Raw genomic sequence first — 23,585 nt, 5'->3', positions numbered from 1 at the left:
GTGAAAACTACTCCAATCTATCGTTGCATTAAGGCAACTTGCAATCATGAACCTCTTGCCGAGCAAGGTGAGGGCCTAGTCTGTCCGGCAGGTCATTTCTATCCCTATGTCGCGGGTTCGCAGGTGCCGGTCTTTGCCTGCCAACCTGAAGACGTCAACGAATACGCGCTCAAGGATGCTGCGGCGATTCATGACAACTCCCTGCGTTGGGTATTCGATACCTTCGGATCAGACGAGTCGAGCCTTCGGCATAACCTGATTGCGCGACTTCACCTGTCCAAGGGAAAGACAATTTTGGTGACAGGGGCGGGCGCTGGCAATGATCTGCCTTACATTGCACAGAGTCTTGATGGCGCTGGGACCATTTACGCGCAAGACATTGCCAAGCAAATGCTGATGGCCGGCGTCGAGCGTCATACTGAACAGGTCAAGGCGTCGGGCGTGGACATTTTCTTTTCTGCAAGCGATGCGACAGACCTGCCGTTTGGCGACAATATGTTCGACGCGGCTTACCATTTTGGCGGGTTGAACTTATTTCCCGACATCGGCCGTGGGATTGCCGAAATGAATCGCGTTGTCAAGCCGGGCGGCCAGATTGTTATCAGCGACGAAGGTGCGGCTCCGTGGCTGAAGAAAACGGAGATTGGTCAGATGTTGATCAGAAACAATTCGCTATACGCATTTGATCCGCCGTTGGACCTGTTGCCAGACACTGCCAGGGAAGTAAAGCTTTCCTGGGAGCTCTGCAATACTTTTTTCGTCATTGAATTTGTGGTGTCGGATCAGCCTCTGCCGATCAACATTGATGTTCCCCATGTCGGTCGCCGCGGCGGTAGCATACGCACACGCTACTCTGGCCAACTTGAAGGCATTGATCCTTCGCTCAGGGACAAAGTCTATGCGGATGCTGAAAAACTGGGTGTGAGCCGCGTGGCTTATCTCGAATCGCTGTTGGCGAAATCTCAATCGTAAGAAAGATTTGGGCAGAACGATGAAGGATCGATTGAACTCAAAAAAGCCATTTTCCTGGAAAAAACAAGGCCTGATTTTTGAGGCAAAAATTCCAGGTTTTACTCATGGCTCGCACCCCTGCGCCATCCATTACAAGGATGATATTTTCGCAGTCGCTTTTACCTGTCGCGACGCAAACAGCAGGTCACATATTTTCCTGTCGTATGCTTCGGTTTCCGACGGCAAGATTTCTCTCATCGGCTCGCCAAAAGTCGCTTTGCTACCTGGTGCGCCTGGTACCTTCGATTGCGATGGAGTGATTAGTGTTTGCTTGATCAAGAACGAGGGGCAGTTGTATCTTTACTACGTCGGGTGGCAAAATCTTCCTGACGGTCTGTGGATTTGCGACACCGGCAGGGCTAAGCTCGATGCGGACAATCTTACATTGACCAAGGAATTCCTTGGCCCGGTTTTGGGACGTGACAAGCACAATCCTTTGTTTGCTGCCGCTACCGCGTTCCACATTCGGGACGGTATTTGGCATACGTGGTACAACTCCGGCGTTAAGTGGGAAAAAACGGAGAATGGTTGGCACCATCACTATGGTATACATCATGCGCAGTCTCCTGACGGGGTAGATTGGGCTTGCGATCCAGGACTGTGCATTCCCTTCGCAGATGAGTATGAGTACGCTTTCGGTCGTCCGACAGTGTTTTGCAAGGACGACACATACTTCATGTGGTTTGCGCATCGCGCTTCCAAGAATATTGATACCTATCGAATAGGTTTCGCTTCGTCCTTGGACGGGCTGGCTTGGGAGCGCAACGATGCAATATCGGGTATCGACGTATCTTCGGGCGGCTGGGACAGCGAGATGATCTGCTACCCCTATGTTTTTGAGCATGCAGGGAAAATGTACATGCTCTATAACGGCAACGGGTACGGACGTACGGGCTTCGGTTCTGCCGTACTGGAGGACGCTGTATGAGAAGAATTGTCCTCGCAGGAAACGCCGTCACTGCCGACATCCTGAACGCCTACCTTGCCCACGACAAGCGATATCATGTGGTTGGTTCGACGGTGGATGATGATTTTTTGCAGGCTGGCCGGGTCAATGATATGGAATCGGTTCCCTTGAGTCGTCTCAAAGAGGTCTTTAAACCTGAGGACTGCACCATCTTGATGGCCATGGGGTACAACGATCTTAATCGTGTGCGCGAGTCCATGTTCCACAGGCTTAAGGAGATGGGCTATGCAATTGAAACCTATGTTCATCCGGATGCGAAGGTCTACACGGAACATGCTTTAGGCGAAGGCGCTGTCGTCATGCCTTCAGCGGTGGTAGAGGCCCATGTTCGAGTAGGTGCAAACAGTATGGTTTGGGCGAACGTCACACTGGCTCATCATTGCTCTGTGGCTGAAAATTGCTGGATCGCATCCGGCGCCGTGATTTCCGGCAATGCCAATGTAAGTCGCAATTGCTTTGTCGGGGTCAACGCGACTATCGTCAACGAGGTAACCGTGGGCGAATACGGCTTTGTAGGCGCTGGCGCGTTGATCACCCGGGACACGAAGGCCTCCAGCGTTCAACTGGCCCGTTCGGCGGAAGAGCATCGTTTTGCGTCACAGGATTATGTCAAATTTTATGGACTTTGAAATGAACCAGCGTTTGGCCGCTCTCTTGGCGGAGGTGTTTAATTTGCGCCGAGAACAAATAGTTCCGACCTTGACCAAGGCAGAAATCCCCGTCTGGGATTCGTTGAAGCAGATGGATCTGGTCGTGTCGCTGGAGCGGGAATTCGGTATTGCTCTTGAGATACCGGACATTGTCAGGATGAACTCCGTCAGCTCCATCATCGAGACTCTGACGCTTAAAGGTGTGGATCTTGGAGCTTGAACAGGCCGTTGTTCTGGTCACCGGTGGCGCCAAGGGCTTGGGCTTGGCCATTGCCACTCACTTAGAGCAAAAAGGCGCAATCGTGTCCGTGGTCGATCTGGACGCTGACGCCGTCGCAGCCCTGCCTGCCGCCATGCAGGGGTATGTGGCGGATGTCACAAACCAAAGTGACGTCGGCACGGTGGTCAGCGAAATTGTTCGGCGCCACGGACGTATTGATATTCTGGTTAACAATGCCGGGGTGATATTCAGTGAGCCTTTCGTTAATATCATGAATCCCACGGGCATGATGCACGACTATGAGCGTTTCAAGCGTTCCGTTGCCGCTAACCTTGACTCTGTGTTCATTGTTACATCTGCGGTGGTTGAGAAAATGGTAACCCTTCGGACTAAGGGCGTGATCGTCAGCATCAGCTCAATCAGCGCCTCCGGCAACGAAGGTCAAACGGCGTATTCCGCAGCCAAAGCCGGCGTCAATGCCATGACGCGCACTTGGTCCAAGGAACTGGCGCGGATGGGGATTCGATGCAATGCCATTGCGCCCGGTTTCATCGATACGCTGTCAACACGGGGTGCGCTGAACGAGTCCATCATCAAGCATATCCAATCCAATACCCCGCTCCGCAGACTTGGTCGTGGAGAGGAAGTGGCACAGGCTGTCGCCTCCGTCATCACCAATGATTTCATCAATGGTGTCGTGTTGGATGTAGATGGCGGTCTGACCATCTGATGGCAACTCGTCAAGTTTTCGTGGGCAACCGCCGTTTCGTCTTGCAAGAGATTGTGAGACAAGACGTCGGTCCTCTCACTGTGATTGTTGTAGCCGGAACGCATCTGCACCGAGACCTTGAGAACAGGGTGCTTCCCGTTGACTATCAGTTGGTCAGTAGCAAAAAGGAGCTGCTCACGGTTCTTGAGCACATCTCGTACGACGTTCTCCTGTCCAATGGTTGCCCTTACATCCTCCCTGTCGCCGACTTGCCTGTTGCACGGTATGTGAACATTCATCCATCTTGCTTGCCGGATCTGCGCGGCGTCGATCCAGTCATCGGGTCCATTTTGCATGCACGTGATGCAGGCGCTACTTGTCACGTGATGGATGCCCATATCGATACCGGGCCTGTTATTTCTCAGGTCCGAATTCCTTATTCCGATGACTTGGATGTCACTACGTTGTATCAGTTAAGTTTCGTCGCTGAGCAACGTGCGTATAGCTTGGCATTGGAACGTGATTTCGCGCCGCAGTTCGACCAGGTGGCGGCGACCGACGACATCTACTATAGCCGTAGCGCCGGCGACCGGATATTGACGTTCCGGGAGTCCAATTCCCTTCTATTGAAAAAAATAAAGGCGTTCAACAATCGCTCCCAGGGCTGCGAGTTCACGATAGATGGGCGTAGTTTTCGTGTGTACATGGCGGCGCGTATGCACAACACTTTCTTGTCGGATTTGTCGCTGCAGCAGGACGAAGGGGTAGTCTTGTTCAGCTATGAGAACGGCATTATTTTCCGCAAGGATGGCGAAATCCTCCGGTTTCTGGACATCGTGCCCGGCGACGGTCGTGCGATTGAAGTGGGTACTCGCCTGTTCTAGATACTGTGGCTCGAAAATATCGATTCCTGTTACATCGTGGCGGCACTCGATGTGCAATTGGCCGTCCGAAGTTTTCCCCATGTTCTCTTTAACTGTCCATCAGACATGAGTATTTATTTCCACAATCTTGGTTTGCTGTTTTCCGATGTCGCGGCCACAAATGCCCAGCAGCCTGCTCTGCGCTATGAAGAGCACAGCCATAGCTATGCCGATCTCGCGATCTGGGCTGAAAGTCTGGCCGCTCTTTTGCGGACCCATGGATTGGCTCGCGGTGATGTCATTGCAATCGCCCATAACAAGCAAGCAGTGTCGTATGCTCTGATGCTTGCGGCACTTCGGTTGGGCATCGCCTACGTTAATATCGACGTAGCCTCTCCTGCAGCCCGGAACGCGCGCATTCTTGATGTTAGTGGCAGTTCCTTGTTGTTCTACGACGATTTGGAGTACACGCAGCAGATGCAGGAATTGGCTTCAGATGCCGGATGTGATCTGATCGAACTAAAGCCGGAATTGTTGCACGTGATATCTCAGGCGGAGCGGGCAGTGCAGCAGGACCTGATGCAGCAGGTTGACGGCGCCACCATCGCATATGTCATGTTCACTTCGGGGTCTACCGGAGTCCCAAAGGGCGTCGCTGTTACCCACCAGAACGTTTTGCATTTCATCGCTTGGGGGCGACGGCAATTCCAGATTGAGCGCTCTGCCAATTTTGCGAATTTGAGCCCGATGTATTTTGACAATTCCGTGTTTGATTTCTACGTCGCGATTTTTTCCGGCGCGTCGCTCAGTCCTATTCGCAGAGAACTGATGGCCAATCCCTATGACTTGGTTGCGTATGTCGCAAAAATGAAGTGCGATATGTGGTTTTCGGTTCCATCCCTGCTGATCTATTTGAATGCCATGAAGGCGCTGACAGCTAGGAGCCTGCCGGAAATACGAAATATTGTGTTTGGCGGTGAGGGTTACCCCAAGTCAGAGCTGAAAAAGCTTTACGACACATTTTCTGAGCAGGCGGTGCTGACGAACGTGTATGGGCCGACGGAATGTACATGCATTTGCAGCGCATATCGCCTGAGTTCAGAAGATTTCGACAAGATGGATGGGCTGCCGCCGCTGGGTCATTTGAATGTCAATTTCGACTATCTGATCGTTGATGAAGACGGTCAGGAGGCGCACCTGGGCGAGCTGTGTTTGATTGGCCCCAACGTCGCGGCCGGGTACTTCAATGATGTCGAACGCACTGCAGCGTCGTTCTTCACGTTGAATGACTCAAAGCGCTTTATGAAGCGTATGTATCGGACTGGCGACCTAGTGCAGAATATTGATGGCATGTTGTATTTTGTGGGGCGGAAGGACAATCAGATCAAGCATATGGGCTATCGCATTGAGCTTGAAGAGATCGAGCATGCGTTGGCAAAGATTCCTCAGGTATCTCAAGCCGCCGTGATTTACCACAAGGCCAACTCCTCGTACGGGAAGATAGTGGCTTTTGTTGCATGCACCGACGACGTGGTTGAAGCAGCGTTGCTGGCCGATCTGGCCGCGCTGGTGCCTGAATACATGGTGCCAAGCAAGTTGCTGGTGATGACCAAGCTGCCGCAAAACCCGAACGGGAAGGTTGATCGACAGCAATTACGAATTTTGTTGGGCAAATGACGTGAGACGTAATAGGTGGCTGTTACTTTTTTTTCAGGTGGTCCGCTACGGCATCGTCGGTGTGCTGAATAATCTTTTGGGATATCTGATCTACCTTGCACTGACATGGTTGTGGCTGGATCCTAAGCTGGCGATTACCTTGCTGTACCCTATTGGCGCTATGACGGCCTATTTTGGCCATGCCAAATATGCTTTTGCGTACCAAGGCGCGCATAGTTATGGAGTGTTGCGTTACGTTATGGCGCATCTGATAGGGTACGCTATCGATGTGTCACTCCTTCATGTATTCACAGATAGACTTGGTTTCCCGCATCAAGCGGTGCAGGCCTGCGCAGTGATCGTTGTCGGAGGTGTGTTGTACCTGCTTTTCAGATACTGGGTTTTCCCCTCCCCCCAAATTAACAAGTGAGTAATTTATGCTCGTCTGCCCAGTTTGCAGTGAAGAATTAGAAGATGAAGGGAAACTATGTGGGACCTGCAAATTTTCAGTCGCAACGCGAGAGGGTTTTGCAACTTGGGCTCCCGAGTTGGCAGACCACAATAGCGGTTTTCGTGCCGAATATTTTTCCGACCTCGCACAGGTAGAATCAGCGCATTTCTGGTTTCGGGCTAGAAACGCTTTGATTATATGGGCGCTCAAGACGTATTTCCCTAATTTTCATTCCCTGCTGGAGGTTGGTTGCGGCTCCGGTTTCGTGCTATCGGGCATTGCGGCAGCTTTCCCTCATGCAAGGCTGGTTGGGAGCGAGATTTTTGTTGCAGGCCTGGAGGTGGCATCCAGTCGCATACCAGGTGCCGAACTAGTTCAAATGGATGCCAGGAAACTGCCTTACGTCGATGAGTTCGACGTCGTGACCGCTTTTGATGTCATTGAGCATATTGATGAAGACGTTACAGTGTTGCAGAACTTCTTTCGCGCGGTTAAACCTGGCGGTGGCTGCATCATCACTGTGCCTCAGCACAAATGGCTTTGGAGCCCGGTCGATGAAGAAGCCTGTCATAAAAGGCGTTACACTGCCGCCGAGCTGCATGGCAAGATGGAGGCGGCCGGGTTCAAAATTTTGCGGACGACGTCTTTTGTCGCGTTACTGCTCCCCCTCATGCTGACATCTCGCCTGCGCGACAAACGTGTCGGCAAATCAGGAGGTGTGGACTCGCTGCGGATGAACAAGACCCTCAATTCTTTGCTTGAAACAATTCTCAACCTCGAACGTCGGGCTATCAACGCAGGGCTCAACTGGCCTCTGGGCGGTTCCAGGCTTGTCGTCGCGCAGAAAATACTCTCCTCGTAAAATTAACCTTGAACCCGGCATATTTTCAAATGAATCAAAAAAAGATCCAGTTCAATCGACCTTACATGACGGGCAAGGAGCTGTCCTACATCACCGAGGCAAAATCGGGTCATATGCTCGCTGGTGACGGGCCCTTTACCAAGCGCTGTCACGGGTGGATTGAAGAAGAGACCGGTTGTGCCAAGGCGCTGCTAACCCATTCTTGCACCGCAGCTTTAGAGATGGCGGCGCTGCTGCTGGATATTCAGCCTGGCGACGAAATTATCATGCCGTCGTATACCTTCGTTTCTACGGCCAATGCGTTCGTGTTGCGTGGCGGCGTACCAGTATTTGTCGACATTCGTGAAGATACGCTAAACCTTGATGAGCAGCTGATCGAGGCTGCCATCACCCCTCGCACGAAGGCAATCGCGCCGGTGCACTACGCGGGCGTTGCTTGCGAGATGGATACCATCATGGCGATCGCAAAACGTCGCAATCTGAAAGTAGTCGAAGATGCCGCTCAGGGGGTAATGTCAACCTATAAAGGCCGCGCTCTGGGAAGCATTGGCGATCTCGGAGCATACAGTTTTCATGAAACCAAGAATGTAATTTCCGGGGAGGGGGGGGCGTTGCTTGTCAATGACCCTACGATGGCTCTGCGCGCGGAGATCATTCGAGAAAAGGGTACCGACAGAAGCCGATTTTTTCGCGGTGAAGTAGACAAGTACACTTGGCAAGATGTCGGATCATCGTTCTTGCCAGGGGAGTTGGTCGCGGCTTTTCTCTGGGCGCAATTTGAAGATGCCGATGGTATAACCAAGGATCGGCTGCGCAGTTGGCAGCGTTACCACGAGTTGCTGGAGCCGTTGGAATCTGCAGGCCTGCTCCGTCGCATGATCGTGCCTGAGGGCTGCCAGCACAATGCGCATATGTACTACGTGCTGATCACGCCAGAAATTGAGCGACAGGGAGTGTTGGATAAACTCAGGAGCAATAATATTTCATCTGTCTTTCACTATGTGCCTCTTCATTCGTCGCCGGCAGGAAAGCGGTACGGCAGATCACATGGCGAGCTGAATATAACTGATGAACAGTCTGCGCGATTGGTACGTTTGCCACTATGGGTAGGGATTACCGAAGAGCAGCAATCTAGAGTTATCGATGTGCTTAAGGGAATTGCCACGTGAGTGACCAGTCAGCGGCAAGCACCGGAGTCGTTCAAACCGACGCATGAGTAGCCATGGCTACGTCAGCATTTTCAATCAAGGAAAGTCCAAGCTGTGACGATGGATTTTGCTCAATCTGCAAGCAAAGATATTTTTTAGAACAATAAAAAAGGCCTGATTTTCATCAGGCCTTTCATGTTCTTGGTGGCCCGGGGCGGAATCGAACCACCGACACAAGGATTTTCAATCCTCTGCTCTACCGACTGAGCTACCAGGCCAAGAGGCCGAATTATAGCAAGATAATTTTAGAATGCAAAGGGTGCTTCCACTTTTTTATCAAAAAGTTCGCCGGCTCCATATGGAGTGCGCTGTGCAGTCGCTTGAGTTAATTATTTCCGGCTTTCTTTCTTCACCTTCCTTTGCTTTCCGATACTGCGTTCTTGTGACGGAGATCAAGGAAAGGCCTGCGGCGAAGGCGTTTATAATGCTTTCCCATGAACGGCACCTCATCCCATCCTTCTTCTCACGCCACCGCGCGCAAGCCTGCGGGTGTGTCTTCTCCTTCCGCTGATATCTGCGTCGTCGGCAATGGCGCCATCGGCAAGACCGCCGCGCTGGCGTTGGCGCAGGCCGGTTTGCGCGTGACGCTGCTGGCGCCGGCCGCTGCCGCTGCAGGACCTGCGGCGGCAGCGGGCGCGGAACAAGCCAGTTGGGACGTGCGCGTCTATGCCGTCAACCAGATCGCGCGCGACCTGCTGTCGTCGATCAAGGTATGGGATGCGCTCGACGCCGAGCGTGTGGCCGCGGTCGACGGCATGGACGTCACCGGCGACGATGAAAACCATCCGGGCCATCTGGTGTTCGACGCCTATGCGGCGCACGTCGATGCGCTGGCGTGGATCGTCGAGGATCGCAACCTGAACGCCGCGCTCGATGCGGCGCTGAAATTTTCTCCCAACGTGCGCGTCGTCAACGGCCGCGCCGTGTCCTTGCGCAGCGATCCGCACGGCGTCGCTCTGCAACTGGAAAGCGGCGACACGCTCGACGCTTCCTTGCTGGTCGGCGCCGACGGCGGGCAATCGTGGGTGCGCGGCCAGTGCGATATCGGCCTCGACTACCGCGCCTACGGACAGCGCGCCATCGTCACCAATTTCGCCTGCGAAAAAGCGCATCAGGGCGTGGCCTATCAATGGTTCACTGCAACCGAGGGCATCGTCGCACTGTTGCCGTTGCCGGGCCAGCGCGTGTCGCTGGTGTGGTCGGCGCCCGACGCGCTCGCCGAGACGCTGATGCGCCAACCGGCTGCGCAACTTGCGCAGCATCTCGGCAAATACGCTGCGCATGCATTGGGTGGGTTGACGCCGCTGGAGCCGGAAGTGGTGCGCGATTTTCCGCTGACGCTGGTCAAGCCGCACGCCATGACGGCGCCGCGCGTGGCGCTGATCGGCGATGCCGCCCACGTGATCCATCCGCTGGCCGGTCATGGCATGAACCTCGGCTTCGCCGATGTGGTCGCTTTGCTGAAGGTCATCAACGAACGCGAGCCGCAACGCGATTGCGGCGACGCCCGCGTGCTGAGCCGCTATGCACGTGCACGCAAGGAAGAAGTCCTGCTGATGCAACTGGCCACCGACGGCCTGGCGCGCCTGTTCGGCACCGGGCTCGAGCCGCTGCGCATGGTGCGCAATATCGGATTGAACCTGGTGAATCACTTGCCGGTCTTAAAGCGGCGTCTGATGGCGCATGCCCTCGGCAAACGGGTTTAATTGTTTTAATTTATAGTGTGACGACTTTGCACGGTGCAAGCCGGGACATGCAGGCGTTTCAACTATCGTCTTCTTATCGGATCAGAACATGAAAAAGATTTTTGCACTTCCAGTCTTCCTCGCGGCAGCCGGCCTTTTGCTGGCGAGCGTGGGCGGCTCCGCTTTCGCGGCCGACGCGACTGAAGCCGCCATCAAGAAGGCGATCGAACCACGCCTGGGCGAAGGCGCCAAGGTCGAGTCGGTGAGCAAGACGCCGTATGCGGGATTGTATGAAGTGCAAGTCGACGGCGACGTGATTTATACCGATGCCAAGGCGCAGTACCTGTTCATCGGTCGCGTGGTCGATTCGCAGACTTACCGCGATTTCACCAAGGAAAAGATCCAGGCCATCAACAAGGTCAAGTTCTCCGACCTGCCGCTGGACCTGGCGATCAAGACCGTCAAGGGCAACGGCAAGCGCACCATCGCCGTGTTCGAGGATCCGAACTGCGGTTACTGCAAGCGTTTCCAGAAGACCTTGCTGGACGTCGACAACGTGACCGTGTACACCTTCCAGTACAACATCCTGGCGCAGGATTCGATCGAGAAGTCGCGCAACATCTGGTGCTCGTCCAATCCCGGCAAAGCCTGGAGCGACTGGATGCTGAACGGCAAGGAAGCCTCGGCTGCGCCGGCGTCCTGCAATGCGCCGCATGAGCAAGTGCTGGCGCTGGGCCAGAAGATGAAGATCACCGGCACGCCGACCATCATTTTTGCGGACGGCTCGCGTATTCCCGGGGCCATCGATACCAAGGGCCTGGAACAGAAGTTCGCCACGCTGAAGTAACCGTAAGGCGCTCCGCCGTCAGTATTTTTGCTGCGGCCGTCAGGTTGAGATTTACTTGGCGGCCGTATGCAACTGCATCATTCCCGCTTCAAATTTCCCCTCGCACAACAATGGAATGGCATCGAGACTCTTCTCGATGGCGTCGTTGATGAGCGCCTGTTCTTCCTTGCGCGGACGATGCAGCACGAAGTCGGCCACCGGTTGCTGCAGGCCCATCGTGCGCGGATGACCGATGCCGATGCGCAGGCGCCAGTAGTCTTGCGTGCCGAGCGCGGCGGTGATGTCCTTGAGGCCGTTGTGGCCGCCGGAAGAGCCGCCTTTCTTGATCTTGGCGCTGCCGGGCGGCAGGTCCAGTTCGTCGTGCACCACCAGCACTTCGTCGGGCGCGATCTTGTAGAAGCGCGCGAGTGCGCCGACCGACTGGCCGGAGCGGTTCATGAAGGTCTGCGGCTCCAGCAGCCAGACTTCCTGGCCGGCGACGGAAGTCTTGGCGGCCAGCGCATTGAAGCGCGTCTCGCGTGCAAGACGAATGCTGCCGGCGAGATTGTCGACCAGCCAGAAGCCGGCGTTGTGCCGGGTCTGCTCGTATTCCGGGCCGGGATTGCCGAGGCCGACGATAAGGCGTATGGACATGCTGATAAAAAGTTAACAGGAAAGCGCAGATTATCGCGGATAACGAATCTACCCGTCCAATTCCGCCGTGTTTCCATCCCGGGTTGCCGTGTTTATTGCTGCAAATCCATTTATTTCGTGCATTTGGGGGCTGTCAAGATTGGCGCGTCCCGCTGAATTGCGTATCATCCAACGCTTGTTTTTCAATTCCCGGATTTCATTGTCATGTTGCCTTCCATCGAACAACGTTTAGCTCTCGAACTCGTCGCCAAGCCGGTGCAGGTTGCCGCCGCGATCGCCTTACTCGACGAAGGCGCGACCGTGCCTTTCATCGCACGTTACCGCAAGGAAGCCACCGGTGGCCTGGACGATACCCAGCTGCGCCTGCTGGAAGAGCGCCTGCGTTACCTGCGTGAACTGGAAGACCGCCGCACCGCGATCATCTCGTCCATCGAAGAGCAGGGCAAGATGACGCCGGTGCTGCTTGACGCCATCGTCCACGCCGAAGACAAGACGCGCCTGGAAGACCTGTATTTGCCGTACAAGCTCAAGCGCCGCACCAAGGCCCAGATCGCCGCCGAAGCCGGCCTGACCGAACTGGCCGACGCGCTGCTGAACGACCCGATGCTCAATCCGGAAGAAGAAGCGGCGAAATACCTCAAGCCCGCCTTCACCACCGACAGCGGTGACAATCCCGGCGTGGCCGATGCCAAGGCGGCATTGGACGGCGCCCGCCAGATCCTGATGGAACGCTTCGCCGAAGATGCCGAGCTGTTGCAGGCATTGCGCGAATACATCACCGAACACGGCATCGTGGAATCCAAGGTGATCGAAGGCAAGCAGGACGCCGGTGAAAAATTCGCCGACTATTTCGACTACTCCGAAACCATTGGCACGATTCCGTCGCATCGTGCGCTGGCCTTGTTCCGCGGCCGCCGCGAAGAGATGCTGACGGTGGTTCTGCGCCTCGACACCGAAGAAGAAAAACCGAAGTGGGACGCGCCGCACAACCCCTGCGAAAACCGTATCGCCGCGCGCTTCGGCGTCAGCAGCAAGGGCCGTCCCGCCGACAAGTGGCTGGCCGACACCGTGCGCTGGGCATGGCGCGTGAAGGTGTTCATGCACCTCGAGACCGAACTGATGACCGGCCTGCGCGAGCGCAGCGAAGCCGAAGCGATCAACGTCTTTGCCCGCAACCTGAAGGATCTGTTGCTTGCCGCACCGGCAGGACCGCGCGCCACCATGGGCCTGGATCCGGGATTGCGCACCGGCGTCAAGGTGGCCGTTGTCGACGCCACCGGCAAGGTGGTCGACACGACAGCCATCTTCCCGCACCAGCCGCGCAATGACTGGGAAGGTTCGCTGCACACGCTGGCCAAGCTGGCCGAGAAGCATAACGTCTCGCTGATCTCGATCGGCAACGGCACTGCTTCGCGCGAGACCGACAAGCTGGCGCAAGAGCTGATCAAGATGCGTCCGGAACTGAAGCTGACCAAGATCGTCGTGTCGGAAGCCGGCGCGTCGGTGTATTCAGCTTCCGAATTCGCGTCGAAGGAATTGCCCGATCTGGACGTGTCGATCCGCGGCGCGGTATCGATTGCGCGTCGTCTGCAAGACCCGCTGGCGGAACTGGTCAAGATCGATCCGAAGTCGATCGGCGTCGGCCAGTACCAGCATGACGTCGGCCAGTCGCAACTGGCGCGTTCGCTCGACGCCGTCGTCGAGGATTGCGTGAACGCCGTCGGCGTCGACGTCAACACCGCTTCCGCGCCGCTGCTGGCGCGCGTGTCCGGCCTCAACGCCAGCGTCGCGCAAAGCATCGTGTCGTATCGCGACATGAAGGGCATGTTCACCTCGCGCGCCGGTTTGCGCGAAGTACCGCGCCTGGGCGACAAGACCTTCGAGCAGGCGGCCGGCTTCCTGCGCGTGATGAATGGCGAGAATCCGCTCGACGCCTCGGCGGTTCACCCGGAATCGTATCCGCTGGTGAACAAGATCCTGGCCGACATCAAGAAGGACGTGAAGGGCGTGCTGGGCGAAAGCGCCTTGCTCAAATCGTTGAGCCCGGCAAAATACGCCGACGAAAAATTCGGCGTGCCGACCGTCACCGACATCCTCAAGGAACTGGAAAAGCCGGGCCGCGATCCGCGTCCCGAGTTCACTACCGCGACCTTCAAGGACGGCGTGGAAGAAATCAAGGACCTGCGTCCCGACATGATCCTCGAAGGCGTGGTGACCAACGTCGCCGCCTTCGGCGCCTTCGTCGACATCGGTGTGCATCAGGACGGTCTGGTGCATATCTCGGCGTTGTCCAACACCTTCGTCAAGGATCCGCACACCGTCGTCAAAGCGGGCCAGGTGGTCAAGGTGAAGGTGCTGGAAGTCGACGAGAAGCGCAAGCGCATCGCGCTGACCATGCGTCTGTCCGACAGCGCCCCGGTCGCCGGCAGCAAGCCGGAGCAACGCGGCGATCGCAACGATGCACGTCGCCTGTCGCAGCACCAGGGCCAGCAGTCGCGTCAGCCGGCGCCGGCGAACAACGCCATGGCGGCGGCGTTCGCCAAGCTCAAGGGTTGATGCAAAAATCCCTTCTTTGCGGCGCAGCGCGCCGGCAGGAAGGGGCAGGAAATATCGACGGACAAAAAAAGACGCGGCATGCCGCGTCTTTTTTTACGCCTGCAGCATGGGCTGCAGGACACTATGGCGCTGCCGGTCGGGGAATCAGTCGTTGGTAATGGTGGTGCGGCTTGCCGTGACCGAAACCGACACCGATACCGACACGCTGGTGGTGGTGCTGGAGCTGCCGTCGGCCGGAACAGAACCGTCGTCGGTCGTCGGATTCTTCAGCGACGCAACGAAATCGGCGATGCCCTTCTTCAGGATTTCATAGGTCTTGTCGATATTGCTGGCGATGTCGCCGTTGAGGACCTTGAGGCTGGACAGAATGCCGCGCGCTTCATCGAAGCCCTGGTCGACACCCTTCTGGATGAGGCTCATGAACTTGTCGATGTTGGCGTCCCGCTTGGTGTTGTCGGTGCCATCGGCGCCGTCGGTACCATCGGTGCCGTCAGCGCTGCTGCTGGTCGGGCTGTTCTGGCTGAACAGCCCAAAAGCGCTCTTGATGAACGACAGGATGCGGTCGGCGGTAGCTTCCGGGCTGTTGTCCTGCGACGCGGCGTTCTGGATGGCGTTGTCGCCAAGTTCCGGTTTCAGGATCTCGTTGAGATTTTCGATCGCCGACTTGTAGACCAGCGACAGCGGATCGTTCTGCGACGACAGCGAGACTTCCAGCGACGATTGCAGGATGGCTGCATTCAGCTGTTGCTTGGCAATGGCCGGCGTCAGTTTGATATCTGACGCGCCGGACGCGCCTTCCGTCTTGGCGGCGTCGTCGGTGGCGGCGGCATCGTTGGTCGCCGGCAGGCTGGTGGCCGGTGTGTTGGTGTTAATCGTGTTGGTGCTGATAGACATGGCAGGTCTCCTGTACAAGGACCGCACGCAAGAAGGAGGGGAAATGGCAGTCCATCCTCAACTTACGGCATGCTGACGGAAATCTGAAGGTCGCAATCCCAACTTCATTTGTAAGAATTTATGAACAGAATCGAGACAATACGTATCGTTTTCACTGAAATTAAGACGATCATTGTTTTTGGGAAATACTGTCTTGCAGTTATCGTGCGCCTCGCCCCATGAGAGCGATGATCCTGTCTCTCAAATCGCTTGCGGCGAAATTATCTAAGGCTGGATGACGCCGGTCTTATCCATTGTCGTCACGTCGACATAGGTCGAGCCCTGATGGCTGGACGGCGAAAAATTGATTTGGTAGCCGGCGTGGTCATAGGTTTTGTTGTTCACTGTTTCCAGCGCGACAATCAATTTCTCGTGCGTCAGTCTGTGGCTGGCGCGGCTGAGACCTTCCGCCAGCACTTTTGCTGCGATATAACCTTCGAGTCCGAGATAGCTGAACTGTCCGACCCTGGCGATGCGCATCGCCTTTTGGTATTCGTGCACGATGGGCGTGCGCGCTTTCCAGGGATGCGGCACGATTTGCGAAATGATCAGGCCGCTGGCCGCTTCTTCGAGATCGCTGGTCAACAGCGGGCTGCACACCAGCGAGGCGCAATAGAAGTAACCGAGATAGCCTTTGGCGCGCAGGCTTCGTATCAAAGCGCTGTTGACGTTTTGAGAAATGCTCATGATCAGCACCACGTCGGGTCGGCTTTCCAAGAGCTTGTCGGCGATCTTGGCTACATTTTGTCCCATGATGCTTTCCGAGGCGACCAGCTGTGCATTTGCATTACTGATTTTGGTTTTCATCATGGCGTTGTGCGGCAGTCCCGTAGCATCATTGAAGATCGCCAGCCGTTTCAGTCCCATCTGCGTAAAGCGCGAAAACAGGTAGTCGTATTCATTGGCATAGCTCGCGCGTATGGTGAAGACATGCCGGTTGAACGCGGCGTACACAATCCAGGATCCCGTCACGGGGGCGAAATACGGCACCTTGCGTTCGTTGATCAGCGGCAATACGGCGGCGGTGGTTTGCGCGCCGATATAGCCGAACAGCGCGATGGCCTTGTGTTCGTCGAGCAGGTCCTGGGTATTCTTGAGCGCCAGGGTGGGGTCGTTCTGGTCGTCCAGCGTCATCAACCTGACCCGGCGGCCCGTTATCCCGCCGCGGCTGTTGAGTTGGGCGAAGTAGACGTTTGCGCCGGTGATGAACTGGCGCGTGAGCTTGGCGTAGGGGCCGCTCAGATCAGCAGACTGGCCGACGACGATGTCGTTGTTGCCGGCAGGTTCGGTGGGATTGAATTGTCCATGGGCATGGCAACACAAAGAAAAGAGGGCCGGCGCGACGATGTGCCGCACGGAAAGGAAGGGTATTCGCATGGTCTCGACACCTCCACCGGTTGTTGGCCGTGGAGATGGTTTTGTCGTGCTATTCAGAGTAGCAACGATGAACGAGGAGGCAATGCATTTATGCGAATTGGGCCCACAAACCGGCTGAATCTTGACGATATACGAACCGCGTCAGAATTTTTTTCTACAGTTCTTCCACCATGAACAAGCGCCGGTGTTCGCGCATGGCGTAACGGTCAGTCATGCCGGCAATGTAGTCCGACACCTGGCGCGCCTGGCGGCGTATGCCTTCCTCATCCTGCCCTGCGACCACGTAGTCGGGCGGCAACAAAGTCGGTTGCGACAGAAACGCCTGGAACAATTCGGCGATGATGCGGCGCGCCTTGGCGGTCATGCGGTTGACCTGGTAGTGGCGATACAGGTTCTGGCGGAGGAAGCGCTTGAGCACTGCGGCCTCTTGCTGCATCGGTTCGGAAAAGGCGATCAGCGGCGCGGCATTGCGCACATCTTCGATGCTGCGCGGCGCAACGGCGGCGATATTCTCCTGCGAGGTCTGGATCAGATCGACGATCAGGGTATTGATCATGCGGCGCACGGTTTCATTGATGGCGCGGCGGCCGGTGATGCCCGGATAGGCTGATTCCGCTTCGCGTTGATGGCGCGCGAAGAAATCCACCTCGCCCAGTTGCGCAATCGTCAGCAGGCCGGAACGCAGGCCGTCGTCGATGTCGTGGTTGTTATAGGCGATCTCATCGGCCAGGTTGGCCAGTTGCGCTTCCAGGCTCGGCTGCTTCTTGTCGATGAAGCGCTGGCCGATGGCGCCGAGCTGGCGAGCGTTGGCCGGCGAGCAATGCTTGAGGATGCCTTCGCGTGTTTCGAACATCAGGTTGAGGCCATCGAAGGCGCCATAGTGCTGTTCGAGGTCGTCGACCACGCGCAGGCTTTGCAAGTTGTGCTCGAAACCGCCGAAGTCCTTCATGCAGCTATTGAGTTCGTCCTGGCCGGCGTGGCCGAAGGGCGTGTGGCCGAGGTCGTGCGCCAGCGAGATGGCTTCCACCAGGTCCTCGTTCAGACGCAGGTTGCGTGCGCAGGAGCGCGCGATCTGGGCGACTTCGATGCTGTGGGTCAGGCGCGTGCGGAACAGGTCGCCTTCATGATTAACGAAGACTTGGGTCTTGTATTCGAGGCGGCGGAACGCGGTGGAATGGATGATGCGGTCGCGGTCGCGCTGATATTCGGTGCGCGATCCGGGCGCAGGTTCGGAGAAGCGCCGCCCTGTCGATGTTGCTGCGTGTGCGGCATAAGGTGCAAGGTGGAGCGGCGCGTCTTGGGTCATGTCAGGAACTCATTCAGGTGCTTCAATGCAGGCTCTTCAATCGACGGCGACACAATGATGTTCTGCAGCCGTCGTCGTCAGCTTCGGGTTTGTACGCAGGCCGCCAGCGTCTGCAGCAGGAGTTCCTGCGGCACGTTGGTGATCAGCGGCTGGCCCAGCGGCTTGATCAAAATGAACTTGATCGCGCCGCCTTCGTTTTTCTTGTCCACTTCCATCAGTTCCAGCCAGCGTTGCGTGCCCAGATCGGGCGCCGTCACCGGCAGGCCGGCGGCTTTCACCAGTGCGGTCAGGCGGTCCTTCGAGGCGGCGTCGATGTAGCCGAGACGATGCGACAGATCGGCCGCCATCGCCATGCCGCAACCGACTGCTTCGCCGTGCAGCCATTGGCCGTAGCCGAGGCCGTTTTCGATGGCGTGGCCGAAGGTGTGGCCGAAGTTGAGGATGGCGCGCAGGCCGCCTTCGCGTTCGTCCTGGCGCACCACGTCGGCCTTGATTTCGCAGGAGCGCTGGATCGAGTAGGCCAGCGCGGCATTGTCCTTGGCCACCAGCTTGCCGATGTTGGCTTCGATCCAGTCGAAGAAGGCGGCGTCGATGATGGCGCCGTGCTTGATCACTTCGGCCAGGCCGGCCGCCAGTTCGCGCGGCGGCAGCGTATGCAGCGTGGCGGTGTCGGCGATCACGGCTTGCGGCTGGTAGAACGCGCCGATCATGTTCTTGCCGAGCGGGTGGTTGATGCCGGTCTTGCCGCCCACCGACGAATCGACCTGCGACAGCAGCGTGGTCGGGATCTGCACGAACGGTACGCCGCGCATGTACGAGGCTGCGGCGAAGCCGGTAAGGTCGCCGATGACGCCGCCGCCGAGTGCGACCAGCGTGGTCTTGCGATCGCATTTTTCGGCGAGCAGGACATCGAACACTTTCATCAGGCTGACCCAGGTTTTTTGTTCCTCACCGTCGGGCAGCACGATTTCGGTGACCTGCTTGCCGGCGTCTTCGAGCAGCTTGCGCACGCGCGGAAGATACAGCGGACCGACCTTGTCGTTGGTGACGACCGCGACGCGCTTGCCGGCGACGTGGCGCGTCAACAATTCGGGGTTCGACAGCAGATCGTGGCCGATGGTGATCGGGTAGCTGCGCTCTCCCAATTCGACTTGCAGGGCAACGGGGGCGAAGGTGGATGCGGTCATGGCAGGTTCGGCGTAGGCGGCTGGTTGTGCGGAGGAGGTCGCCGGCGCAGAGGCGGCATCGGCAGTCTGTTTGGGTGTCAATTCGAGCTGGCTCAGGATCGCCTGCACCAGGAACTGCACGTTGGGGCGGCCGGTCTCGATGACGAAATCGGCCACTTCGCGGTAATACGGATCGCGCTGGCGCGACAGTTCTTCGAGCTTGCGGCGCGGATCGGCGGTTTGCAGCAGCGGGCGGTTCTTGTCGCGGCCGGTGCGTTGCAGGATCTGGTTGATGCCGGCGCGCAGATAAATCACGGTGCCGCGCTGCTTCAGGTAGGCGCGCGTTTCTGCACGCAGGATGGCGCCGCCGCCGGTGGCCAGGACGATGTCCTGCTGGGCGCTCAGTTCGCGGATGACGTCGGCCTCGCGCTTGCGAAAACTTTCCTCGCCTTCGATTTCAAAAATCACGGGAATGGTTGTGCCGGTGCGTGACTCGATCTCGTGATCGGAGTCGACGAAGCGCTTGTTCAGTTTTTTCGCCAGGGCGCGCCCTATCGTTGTCTTGCCGGCGCCCATCAGGCCGACAAGAAAAATGCTTCCACTCATATACGATTTTTCACTGCGGAATTGTCCGGATAGCTGGTCGCTGGAGGCCTGTATTGTTGGTCTTTCGGCCTGCCTTGCGCAACCAGCTGCAACAGACGATTTTACCGTCTGTTACGCGGTTGTCGGGGAAATATCGGGAAAAACATGCTTTTTGATCCCTTTTGAGTCCGCTACCGCAAGAAATTGCGGTCGGCGACGATTTTGGGCGTGAGGAAGATCAGCAGTTCCGTCTTGTGGTCGATGCGGGCGCTATGCCGGAACAGATTGCCCAGCACCGGGATGTCGCCCAGCAACGGCACCTTGGAAACGGTGTTCGATTCCGTCTGCGTGTAGATGCCGCCGATCACCACGGTGCCGCCGTTTTCCACCTGAACCAGCGTCTTGACGTGTTTGGTGTTGATTGCCAATCCGCCCGGCGTGGCGGTGCCGCGGCTGTCCTTGTTGATGTCGACGCTGAGGATGACGTTGCCGTCGGGTGTGATCTGCGGCGTCACCTCAAGTTTGAGGTTGGCCTTCTTGCCGTTAGGAGTCAACTATTTTGTCTGCTATCTGACTGCCTAGATATAACTGAAACGTCGCGCTAAAGATTCACAAGCAGACTCGCCAAAAATTCTAGCCCATATTTCAGACGCTTCGATTTCCGCTTCAATATCCGCTTGGTTTCGGTTTTTCGAATATTTGTCAGGTTTTTCCAAGGGAAGATGCTCCGTTTCAGCATCAATCGTGATCAACGTTAACAAATCGACGTCGTCATTTTCCATGGAAATCGTGTGTCGTAACAACGAAATTTTTCTCGCACCCAGCAAGAAACTTATTTCATTAGCCAGCATAGCCTTTGCAACTGACGCTATCTGACGCCGGACTAAATTTACATATTCTTCATCGAATAGATGTTGAGACATGGCTCTTCGCTTTATGGATGTTTGACTTACGGTACTGTTTTTAAAGAAATTCTGTGTGCCGATATTGCATGGAAAGCTCAGATGAGGGGGAGTGCGGAACGAGGTATTGAAGGCCTCAGTGCTGTGGCTAGAGTGAAAATTTGACCTAATGGCTGTTTGTATAAGTGATGGTTAGATAGAACTTAATTTCTCCTCAAGAATGAGACATATTTCATTCGTCAATCCTATGGCGGGATCTGTGCGTACAAGATTCGATAAGAATGGACGAAACAAATGCGGTTGATCATCAAGAACTACCCATGATTCCCAATTTTTATCGGCATGCAGAAGCCAGCTTTTAACTTCGGCTTGTCGGACATAAGAGCCCATCTCGCTGGGACTTTGAATGTCACGCCAATTGGGTGTCTTGCCGATGATGCGCGACCGAATATCAGTACTAAATAATGATCGCAATTCTTCGAGAGTACGATTTTCACGCCAGGTAGAAGTGATTACAACGTCGACGTGCTGGCAATTTCTTAAAGAATTTTCCAATAGGGAGCGCCGACAAAATAGATCGGAATTATTTTTGTAGATTGCAGGGTGCAGGACGCCATCGAAATCAAGAAATAGCAACATGGCAGATTTTTATTTGCTTACATGTGATATTCATCAAGCGAAATATTTTCCGGAAAAAGCGAAGGAAGAAATTGAGCCAATATCCCTTTGAATCTTGCAAAACTATCTCCTACGCTTGGAAAACCGCTTGAATAGCTGATACGCAATGAATCCCCAGAAGGCTAAAGATCCAAGTCCAATAGATATGTCGATAATGTTCTTGCTCTTAAATAACTGGGCAATGAAGCCGACGCAGAAGATCGCGCCCATCAATACAGTCACTGACCAACCCAAGGCCGTGAGTTTCCCTCCAGACTCGTACATCACCCCACCACAAAATGGGCATAGATGCTGCGTCACCATATATCTGAAAGTGCCGAAGGCTGGCCGATAGTGCCACAGTTTAGGAATGCAATTTTTATCGCAATGCGGGCATTTGATCTTATCCATTGTTTTTCTCACTTTCTTAAGGCCTGCTAGGCCACATCCAGATAAATTTATTGCCTACTTAGGTGATGTTCGAGATCTTTTGAGAGCGTCTGCTTTAATGCCTTCGCCCATTTGGCGAATTCATCGAGTGGTTGTATAGCTTCAGTCTGCTCTTCCGACTGTCCGCGAGACCGTATCAGGCGCCATTGGACAAGTAGATTCCCATCTACTGCCATGCTGATAGATTTCACTTTTCTAACTACGCCACCATGGCCGATATAGGCCGAGCAGGGCCGGATCTCACATTTCTTCATTGATGTATTCCTAAAAACAATAAATGAACACTATAGATTGTAGCTCTAAAGTGTTCAAAATGAGTACATCGGTCTCTTTGGGAGACTGTTATATGAAGTTACGAGAAGGATTTGCAGAGGCCCTCCGGGAGACTCGGAAACAACGGCAATTAACTCAGGAAGATTTTTCGAATGTTTCGAGCCGTACTTACTTAAGTAGCCTGGAGCGGGGGATGAAATCGCCTACGTTGGATAAGCTTGAAGAAATTGCGTCAGTAATAGGGGTTCATCCGGTTACCCTTTTGGCTATGACTTATTGCAAGGTAGAGAATGTCCAAGCGGAGACATTTTGCAAAAAAATACGATTGGAAGTAGAAAATTTTTTAACTGTGCGTGATTGAGGATTTAGGCCATCAGCTGATGCAAGCGTGGCGAGGTAGTCATTTTTGCCGACACTGCAAAACGCAAGAATTTTTGATCAAGTCGAAGTTTCTGTTGTGCAATTGCATTAAGAGATTGTCGCGATCGCGGCGCACGCACAAGGTCGCTCATATATGGGAGCCACGTAGGCGCTCCGCCAGGCCGACCTTCGAAAGGATTTTGGGAAAATGAAAAATTGCGCGTGTAACTATTCCCTCAAGATGGCTTTATATACTCATCTCGCTTAATGTCCTCAAAACCGTTGTCTGCAACCGGCCAGTAACGGTCATTCACATTTTAAGAATGAATATAGACGACATCCTTAACCAAATCGATAAAAATGCTCGGCCAGATGATGACGCATTTGATTTGCTATTCGTTTCGCACAGCGGTTCGCGCAACGCATTCTGCGAAAGCTTCACCAAAGAAGTTGCGCAGCGCTACCTAGATAATTTTTTGAAATTCGATAAAGCCGACTGTGCAATAAACTCTTTGTCTGCTTGGGCACCTCTTGAGACATTTTCTGAATTTTCTTGGGCCATATATAGAGCCTTCGACGAAGGTGAATATTTGCACCTTGGACAGCTAGCAGGCACGAATGAAGAGTTGTACACCAAGCCTATGCTCCGCAAGGCTCTGAATACGGTCCCTTTGAAATCCGATAGTTAACCTCCGCAACCGGCCAGTTTCGGACATTCAAAAATCATTCCAGGCGAAGAAACTGAAGAAAGAGGCGAAATGGAAATTCGTGATATCTGTTCTGACGACTTGAATTTAATCTGCCAACATCGAGAATTGATGTTTCGAGAGGCGGGCCGGGATGAAACAGCTCTGGCTGCGATGTCACCTAATTTTCGAAATTGGTTGGAACCCAGAATCGCAGATGGTAGCTATTTCGGATTTCTTGCCACTGATAACGATGACGTCGTAGCCGGCATCGGCTTGATGGAAGTTGATTGGCCGCCTCACCCATCTCATCCATATCAAGCTAAGCGCGGCTATGTACTCAACGTGTACGTAGTGCCAGCATATCGTCGCCGTGGCATTGCAGACTTGTTGATGAAAATGGCCGACGCTGAATTTAAGAAACATGGATTAACTTTCGCGATTCTACATTCAACCAACTCCGGGCGTCCGCTATATGAAAAAATCGGCTGGTCCTCAACCACGGAGATGGCCAAGCCGTTGGTGTAGGTCGTTGACGTCAACATTGTTATCCGCGTCCGGCCAGAAGCGGC

At 55.1% G+C, this 23,585-nt stretch carries 24 protein-coding genes, 1 tRNA gene and 1 pseudogene; 16 read left to right on the top strand and 10 right to left on the bottom strand.

Annotated features, from left to right (window positions below):
- From DXT88_RS14970 to rffA, 10 genes are all read left to right on the top strand, one after another.
- Positions 1–972, top strand: a complete 972-nt coding sequence (locus tag DXT88_RS14970; protein ID WP_265214662.1) for a class I SAM-dependent methyltransferase — start codon at positions 1–3, stop codon at positions 970–972.
- A 19-nt stretch (positions 973–991) separates the two neighbouring features.
- Positions 992–1,939, top strand: a complete 948-nt coding sequence (locus DXT88_RS14965) for a glycoside hydrolase family protein (protein ID WP_265214661.1) — start codon at positions 992–994, stop codon at positions 1,937–1,939.
- A complete protein-coding gene (locus tag DXT88_RS14960) occupies positions 1,936–2,607 on the top strand; it encodes an acetyltransferase (RefSeq protein ID WP_265214659.1) in 672 nt (223 codons plus the stop codon). Before DXT88_RS14965 ends, DXT88_RS14960 begins: the two co-directional genes overlap by 4 nt.
- A 1-nt stretch (position 2,608) precedes the next feature.
- The gene (locus DXT88_RS14955; RefSeq protein WP_265214657.1) at positions 2,609–2,848 is read left to right on the top strand and encodes an acyl carrier protein; all 240 of its coding nucleotides are present in this window, start codon (positions 2,609–2,611) and stop codon (positions 2,846–2,848) included.
- Positions 2,838–3,578, top strand: a complete 741-nt coding sequence (locus DXT88_RS14950) for an SDR family oxidoreductase (protein ID WP_265214655.1) — start codon at positions 2,838–2,840, stop codon at positions 3,576–3,578. Before DXT88_RS14955 ends, DXT88_RS14950 begins: the two co-directional genes overlap by 11 nt.
- Positions 3,578–4,441: a formyltransferase family protein gene (locus tag DXT88_RS14945; protein WP_265214652.1), complete on the top strand. Its 864-nt coding sequence runs from the start codon at positions 3,578–3,580 to the stop codon at positions 4,439–4,441. The genes DXT88_RS14950 and DXT88_RS14945 overlap by 1 nt, the downstream gene beginning before the upstream one ends.
- Positions 4,442–4,546: 105 nt before the next feature.
- The gene (locus DXT88_RS14940; protein ID WP_265214650.1) at positions 4,547–6,097 is read left to right on the top strand and encodes an amino acid adenylation domain-containing protein; all 1,551 of its coding nucleotides are present in this window, start codon (positions 4,547–4,549) and stop codon (positions 6,095–6,097) included.
- Positions 6,060–6,506 (top strand): GtrA family protein, encoded by a 447-nt coding sequence (locus DXT88_RS14935; RefSeq protein WP_265214648.1) that lies wholly within the window; start codon positions 6,060–6,062, stop codon positions 6,504–6,506. The genes DXT88_RS14940 and DXT88_RS14935 overlap by 38 nt, the downstream gene beginning before the upstream one ends.
- Positions 6,507–6,513: 7 nt before the next feature.
- Positions 6,514–7,389: a methyltransferase domain-containing protein gene (locus tag DXT88_RS14930; RefSeq protein WP_265214646.1), complete on the top strand. Its 876-nt coding sequence runs from the start codon at positions 6,514–6,516 to the stop codon at positions 7,387–7,389.
- A 29-nt stretch (positions 7,390–7,418) separates the two neighbouring features.
- Positions 7,419–8,558, top strand: a complete 1,140-nt coding sequence (gene rffA, locus DXT88_RS14925; protein WP_265214644.1) for a dTDP-4-amino-4,6-dideoxygalactose transaminase — start codon at positions 7,419–7,421, stop codon at positions 8,556–8,558.
- 181 nt (positions 8,559–8,739) lie between these two features.
- On the opposite strand, the gene DXT88_RS14920 is transcribed toward rffA, so the two are convergent.
- Positions 8,740–8,815, bottom strand: a tRNA-Phe gene (locus DXT88_RS14920).
- A gap of 216 nt (positions 8,816–9,031) precedes the next feature.
- Here DXT88_RS14920 and DXT88_RS14915 point away from each other — a divergent pair.
- Both DXT88_RS14915 and DXT88_RS14910 read left to right on the top strand, forming a co-directional pair.
- Positions 9,032–10,303 carry an FAD-dependent monooxygenase gene (locus DXT88_RS14915; RefSeq protein WP_265214642.1) on the top strand — a complete coding sequence of 424 codons (1,272 nt, stop codon included), beginning with the start codon at positions 9,032–9,034 and terminating at the stop codon, positions 10,301–10,303.
- Positions 10,304–10,391: 88 nt separating this feature from the next.
- The gene (locus DXT88_RS14910) at positions 10,392–11,129 is read left to right on the top strand and encodes a DsbC family protein (RefSeq protein WP_016834765.1); all 738 of its coding nucleotides are present in this window, start codon (positions 10,392–10,394) and stop codon (positions 11,127–11,129) included.
- A 51-nt stretch (positions 11,130–11,180) separates the two neighbouring features.
- Here the strand turns inward: DXT88_RS14910 and pth are convergent, their stop codons facing one another.
- The gene (pth, locus tag DXT88_RS14905) at positions 11,181–11,762 is read right to left on the bottom strand and encodes an aminoacyl-tRNA hydrolase (RefSeq protein ID WP_116434328.1); all 582 of its coding nucleotides are present in this window, start codon (positions 11,760–11,762) and stop codon (positions 11,181–11,183) included.
- A 204-nt stretch (positions 11,763–11,966) separates the two neighbouring features.
- On the opposite strand from pth, the gene DXT88_RS14900 reads away from it, so the two are divergent.
- Positions 11,967–14,318: a Tex family protein gene (locus DXT88_RS14900; protein ID WP_265214602.1), complete on the top strand. Its 2,352-nt coding sequence runs from the start codon at positions 11,967–11,969 to the stop codon at positions 14,316–14,318.
- A gap of 144 nt (positions 14,319–14,462) precedes the next feature.
- On the opposite strand, the gene DXT88_RS14895 is transcribed toward DXT88_RS14900, so the two are convergent.
- The 8 genes and pseudogenes from DXT88_RS14895 to DXT88_RS14860 all read right to left on the bottom strand — a co-directional run bounded on the left by DXT88_RS14895 (position 14,463) and on the right by DXT88_RS14860 (position 21,655).
- Complete coding sequence (locus DXT88_RS14895) at positions 14,463–15,212, bottom strand: DUF5610 domain-containing protein (RefSeq protein ID WP_265214600.1); 750 nt, start codon at positions 15,210–15,212, stop codon at positions 14,463–14,465.
- A 264-nt stretch (positions 15,213–15,476) separates the two neighbouring features.
- Positions 15,477–16,628 carry an ABC transporter substrate-binding protein gene (locus tag DXT88_RS14890; protein ID WP_265214598.1) on the bottom strand — a complete coding sequence of 384 codons (1,152 nt, stop codon included), beginning with the start codon at positions 16,626–16,628 and terminating at the stop codon, positions 15,477–15,479.
- Between the two features lie 154 nt (positions 16,629–16,782).
- Positions 16,783–17,934, bottom strand: coding sequence for a deoxyguanosinetriphosphate triphosphohydrolase (locus tag DXT88_RS14885; RefSeq protein WP_265214596.1), 1,152 nt, complete (start codon positions 17,932–17,934; stop codon positions 16,783–16,785).
- Positions 17,935–18,011: 77 nt separating this feature from the next.
- Complete coding sequence (gene aroKB, locus DXT88_RS14880) at positions 18,012–19,706, bottom strand: bifunctional shikimate kinase/3-dehydroquinate synthase AroKB (RefSeq protein WP_029363555.1); 1,695 nt, start codon at positions 19,704–19,706, stop codon at positions 18,012–18,014.
- Between the two features lie 170 nt (positions 19,707–19,876).
- Positions 19,877–20,224, bottom strand: a pseudogene (locus DXT88_RS14875) (type IV pilus secretin PilQ); the annotation flags it as partial.
- A 39-nt stretch (positions 20,225–20,263) separates the two neighbouring features.
- Positions 20,264–20,608, bottom strand: a complete 345-nt coding sequence (locus tag DXT88_RS14870) for a hypothetical protein (RefSeq protein WP_265214592.1) — start codon at positions 20,606–20,608, stop codon at positions 20,264–20,266.
- A 171-nt stretch (positions 20,609–20,779) separates the two neighbouring features.
- On the bottom strand, positions 20,780–21,226 hold the full coding sequence (locus DXT88_RS14865) for an HAD domain-containing protein (protein ID WP_144967686.1): 447 nt from the start codon (positions 21,224–21,226) through the stop codon (positions 20,780–20,782).
- A 102-nt stretch (positions 21,227–21,328) separates the two neighbouring features.
- The gene (locus DXT88_RS14860) at positions 21,329–21,655 is read right to left on the bottom strand and encodes a hypothetical protein (protein ID WP_265214588.1); all 327 of its coding nucleotides are present in this window, start codon (positions 21,653–21,655) and stop codon (positions 21,329–21,331) included.
- Positions 21,656–22,040: 385 nt separating this feature from the next.
- Between DXT88_RS14860 and DXT88_RS14855 the strand changes: the two genes are divergently transcribed.
- From DXT88_RS14855 to DXT88_RS14845, 3 genes are all read left to right on the top strand, one after another.
- Positions 22,041–22,328: a helix-turn-helix domain-containing protein gene (locus tag DXT88_RS14855; RefSeq protein ID WP_265214587.1), complete on the top strand. Its 288-nt coding sequence runs from the start codon at positions 22,041–22,043 to the stop codon at positions 22,326–22,328.
- A 322-nt stretch (positions 22,329–22,650) separates the two neighbouring features.
- Positions 22,651–23,016, top strand: coding sequence for a hypothetical protein (locus tag DXT88_RS14850; RefSeq protein ID WP_265214586.1), 366 nt, complete (start codon positions 22,651–22,653; stop codon positions 23,014–23,016).
- A gap of 69 nt (positions 23,017–23,085) precedes the next feature.
- Entirely contained in the window at positions 23,086–23,541 is a 456-nt protein-coding gene (locus DXT88_RS14845) for a GNAT family N-acetyltransferase (protein ID WP_265214584.1), read from the top strand.
- The last annotated feature ends 44 nt before the right edge of the window (positions 23,542–23,585 follow it).

The organism is Herbaspirillum lusitanum, from assembly GCF_026127345.1.
Taxonomy (GTDB): Bacteria; Pseudomonadota; Gammaproteobacteria; order Burkholderiales; family Burkholderiaceae_D; genus Herbaspirillum; species Herbaspirillum lusitanum.
The sequence above is the reverse complement of the archived record's forward strand: the minus strand, read 5'-3'. Positions and strand labels throughout refer to the sequence as shown.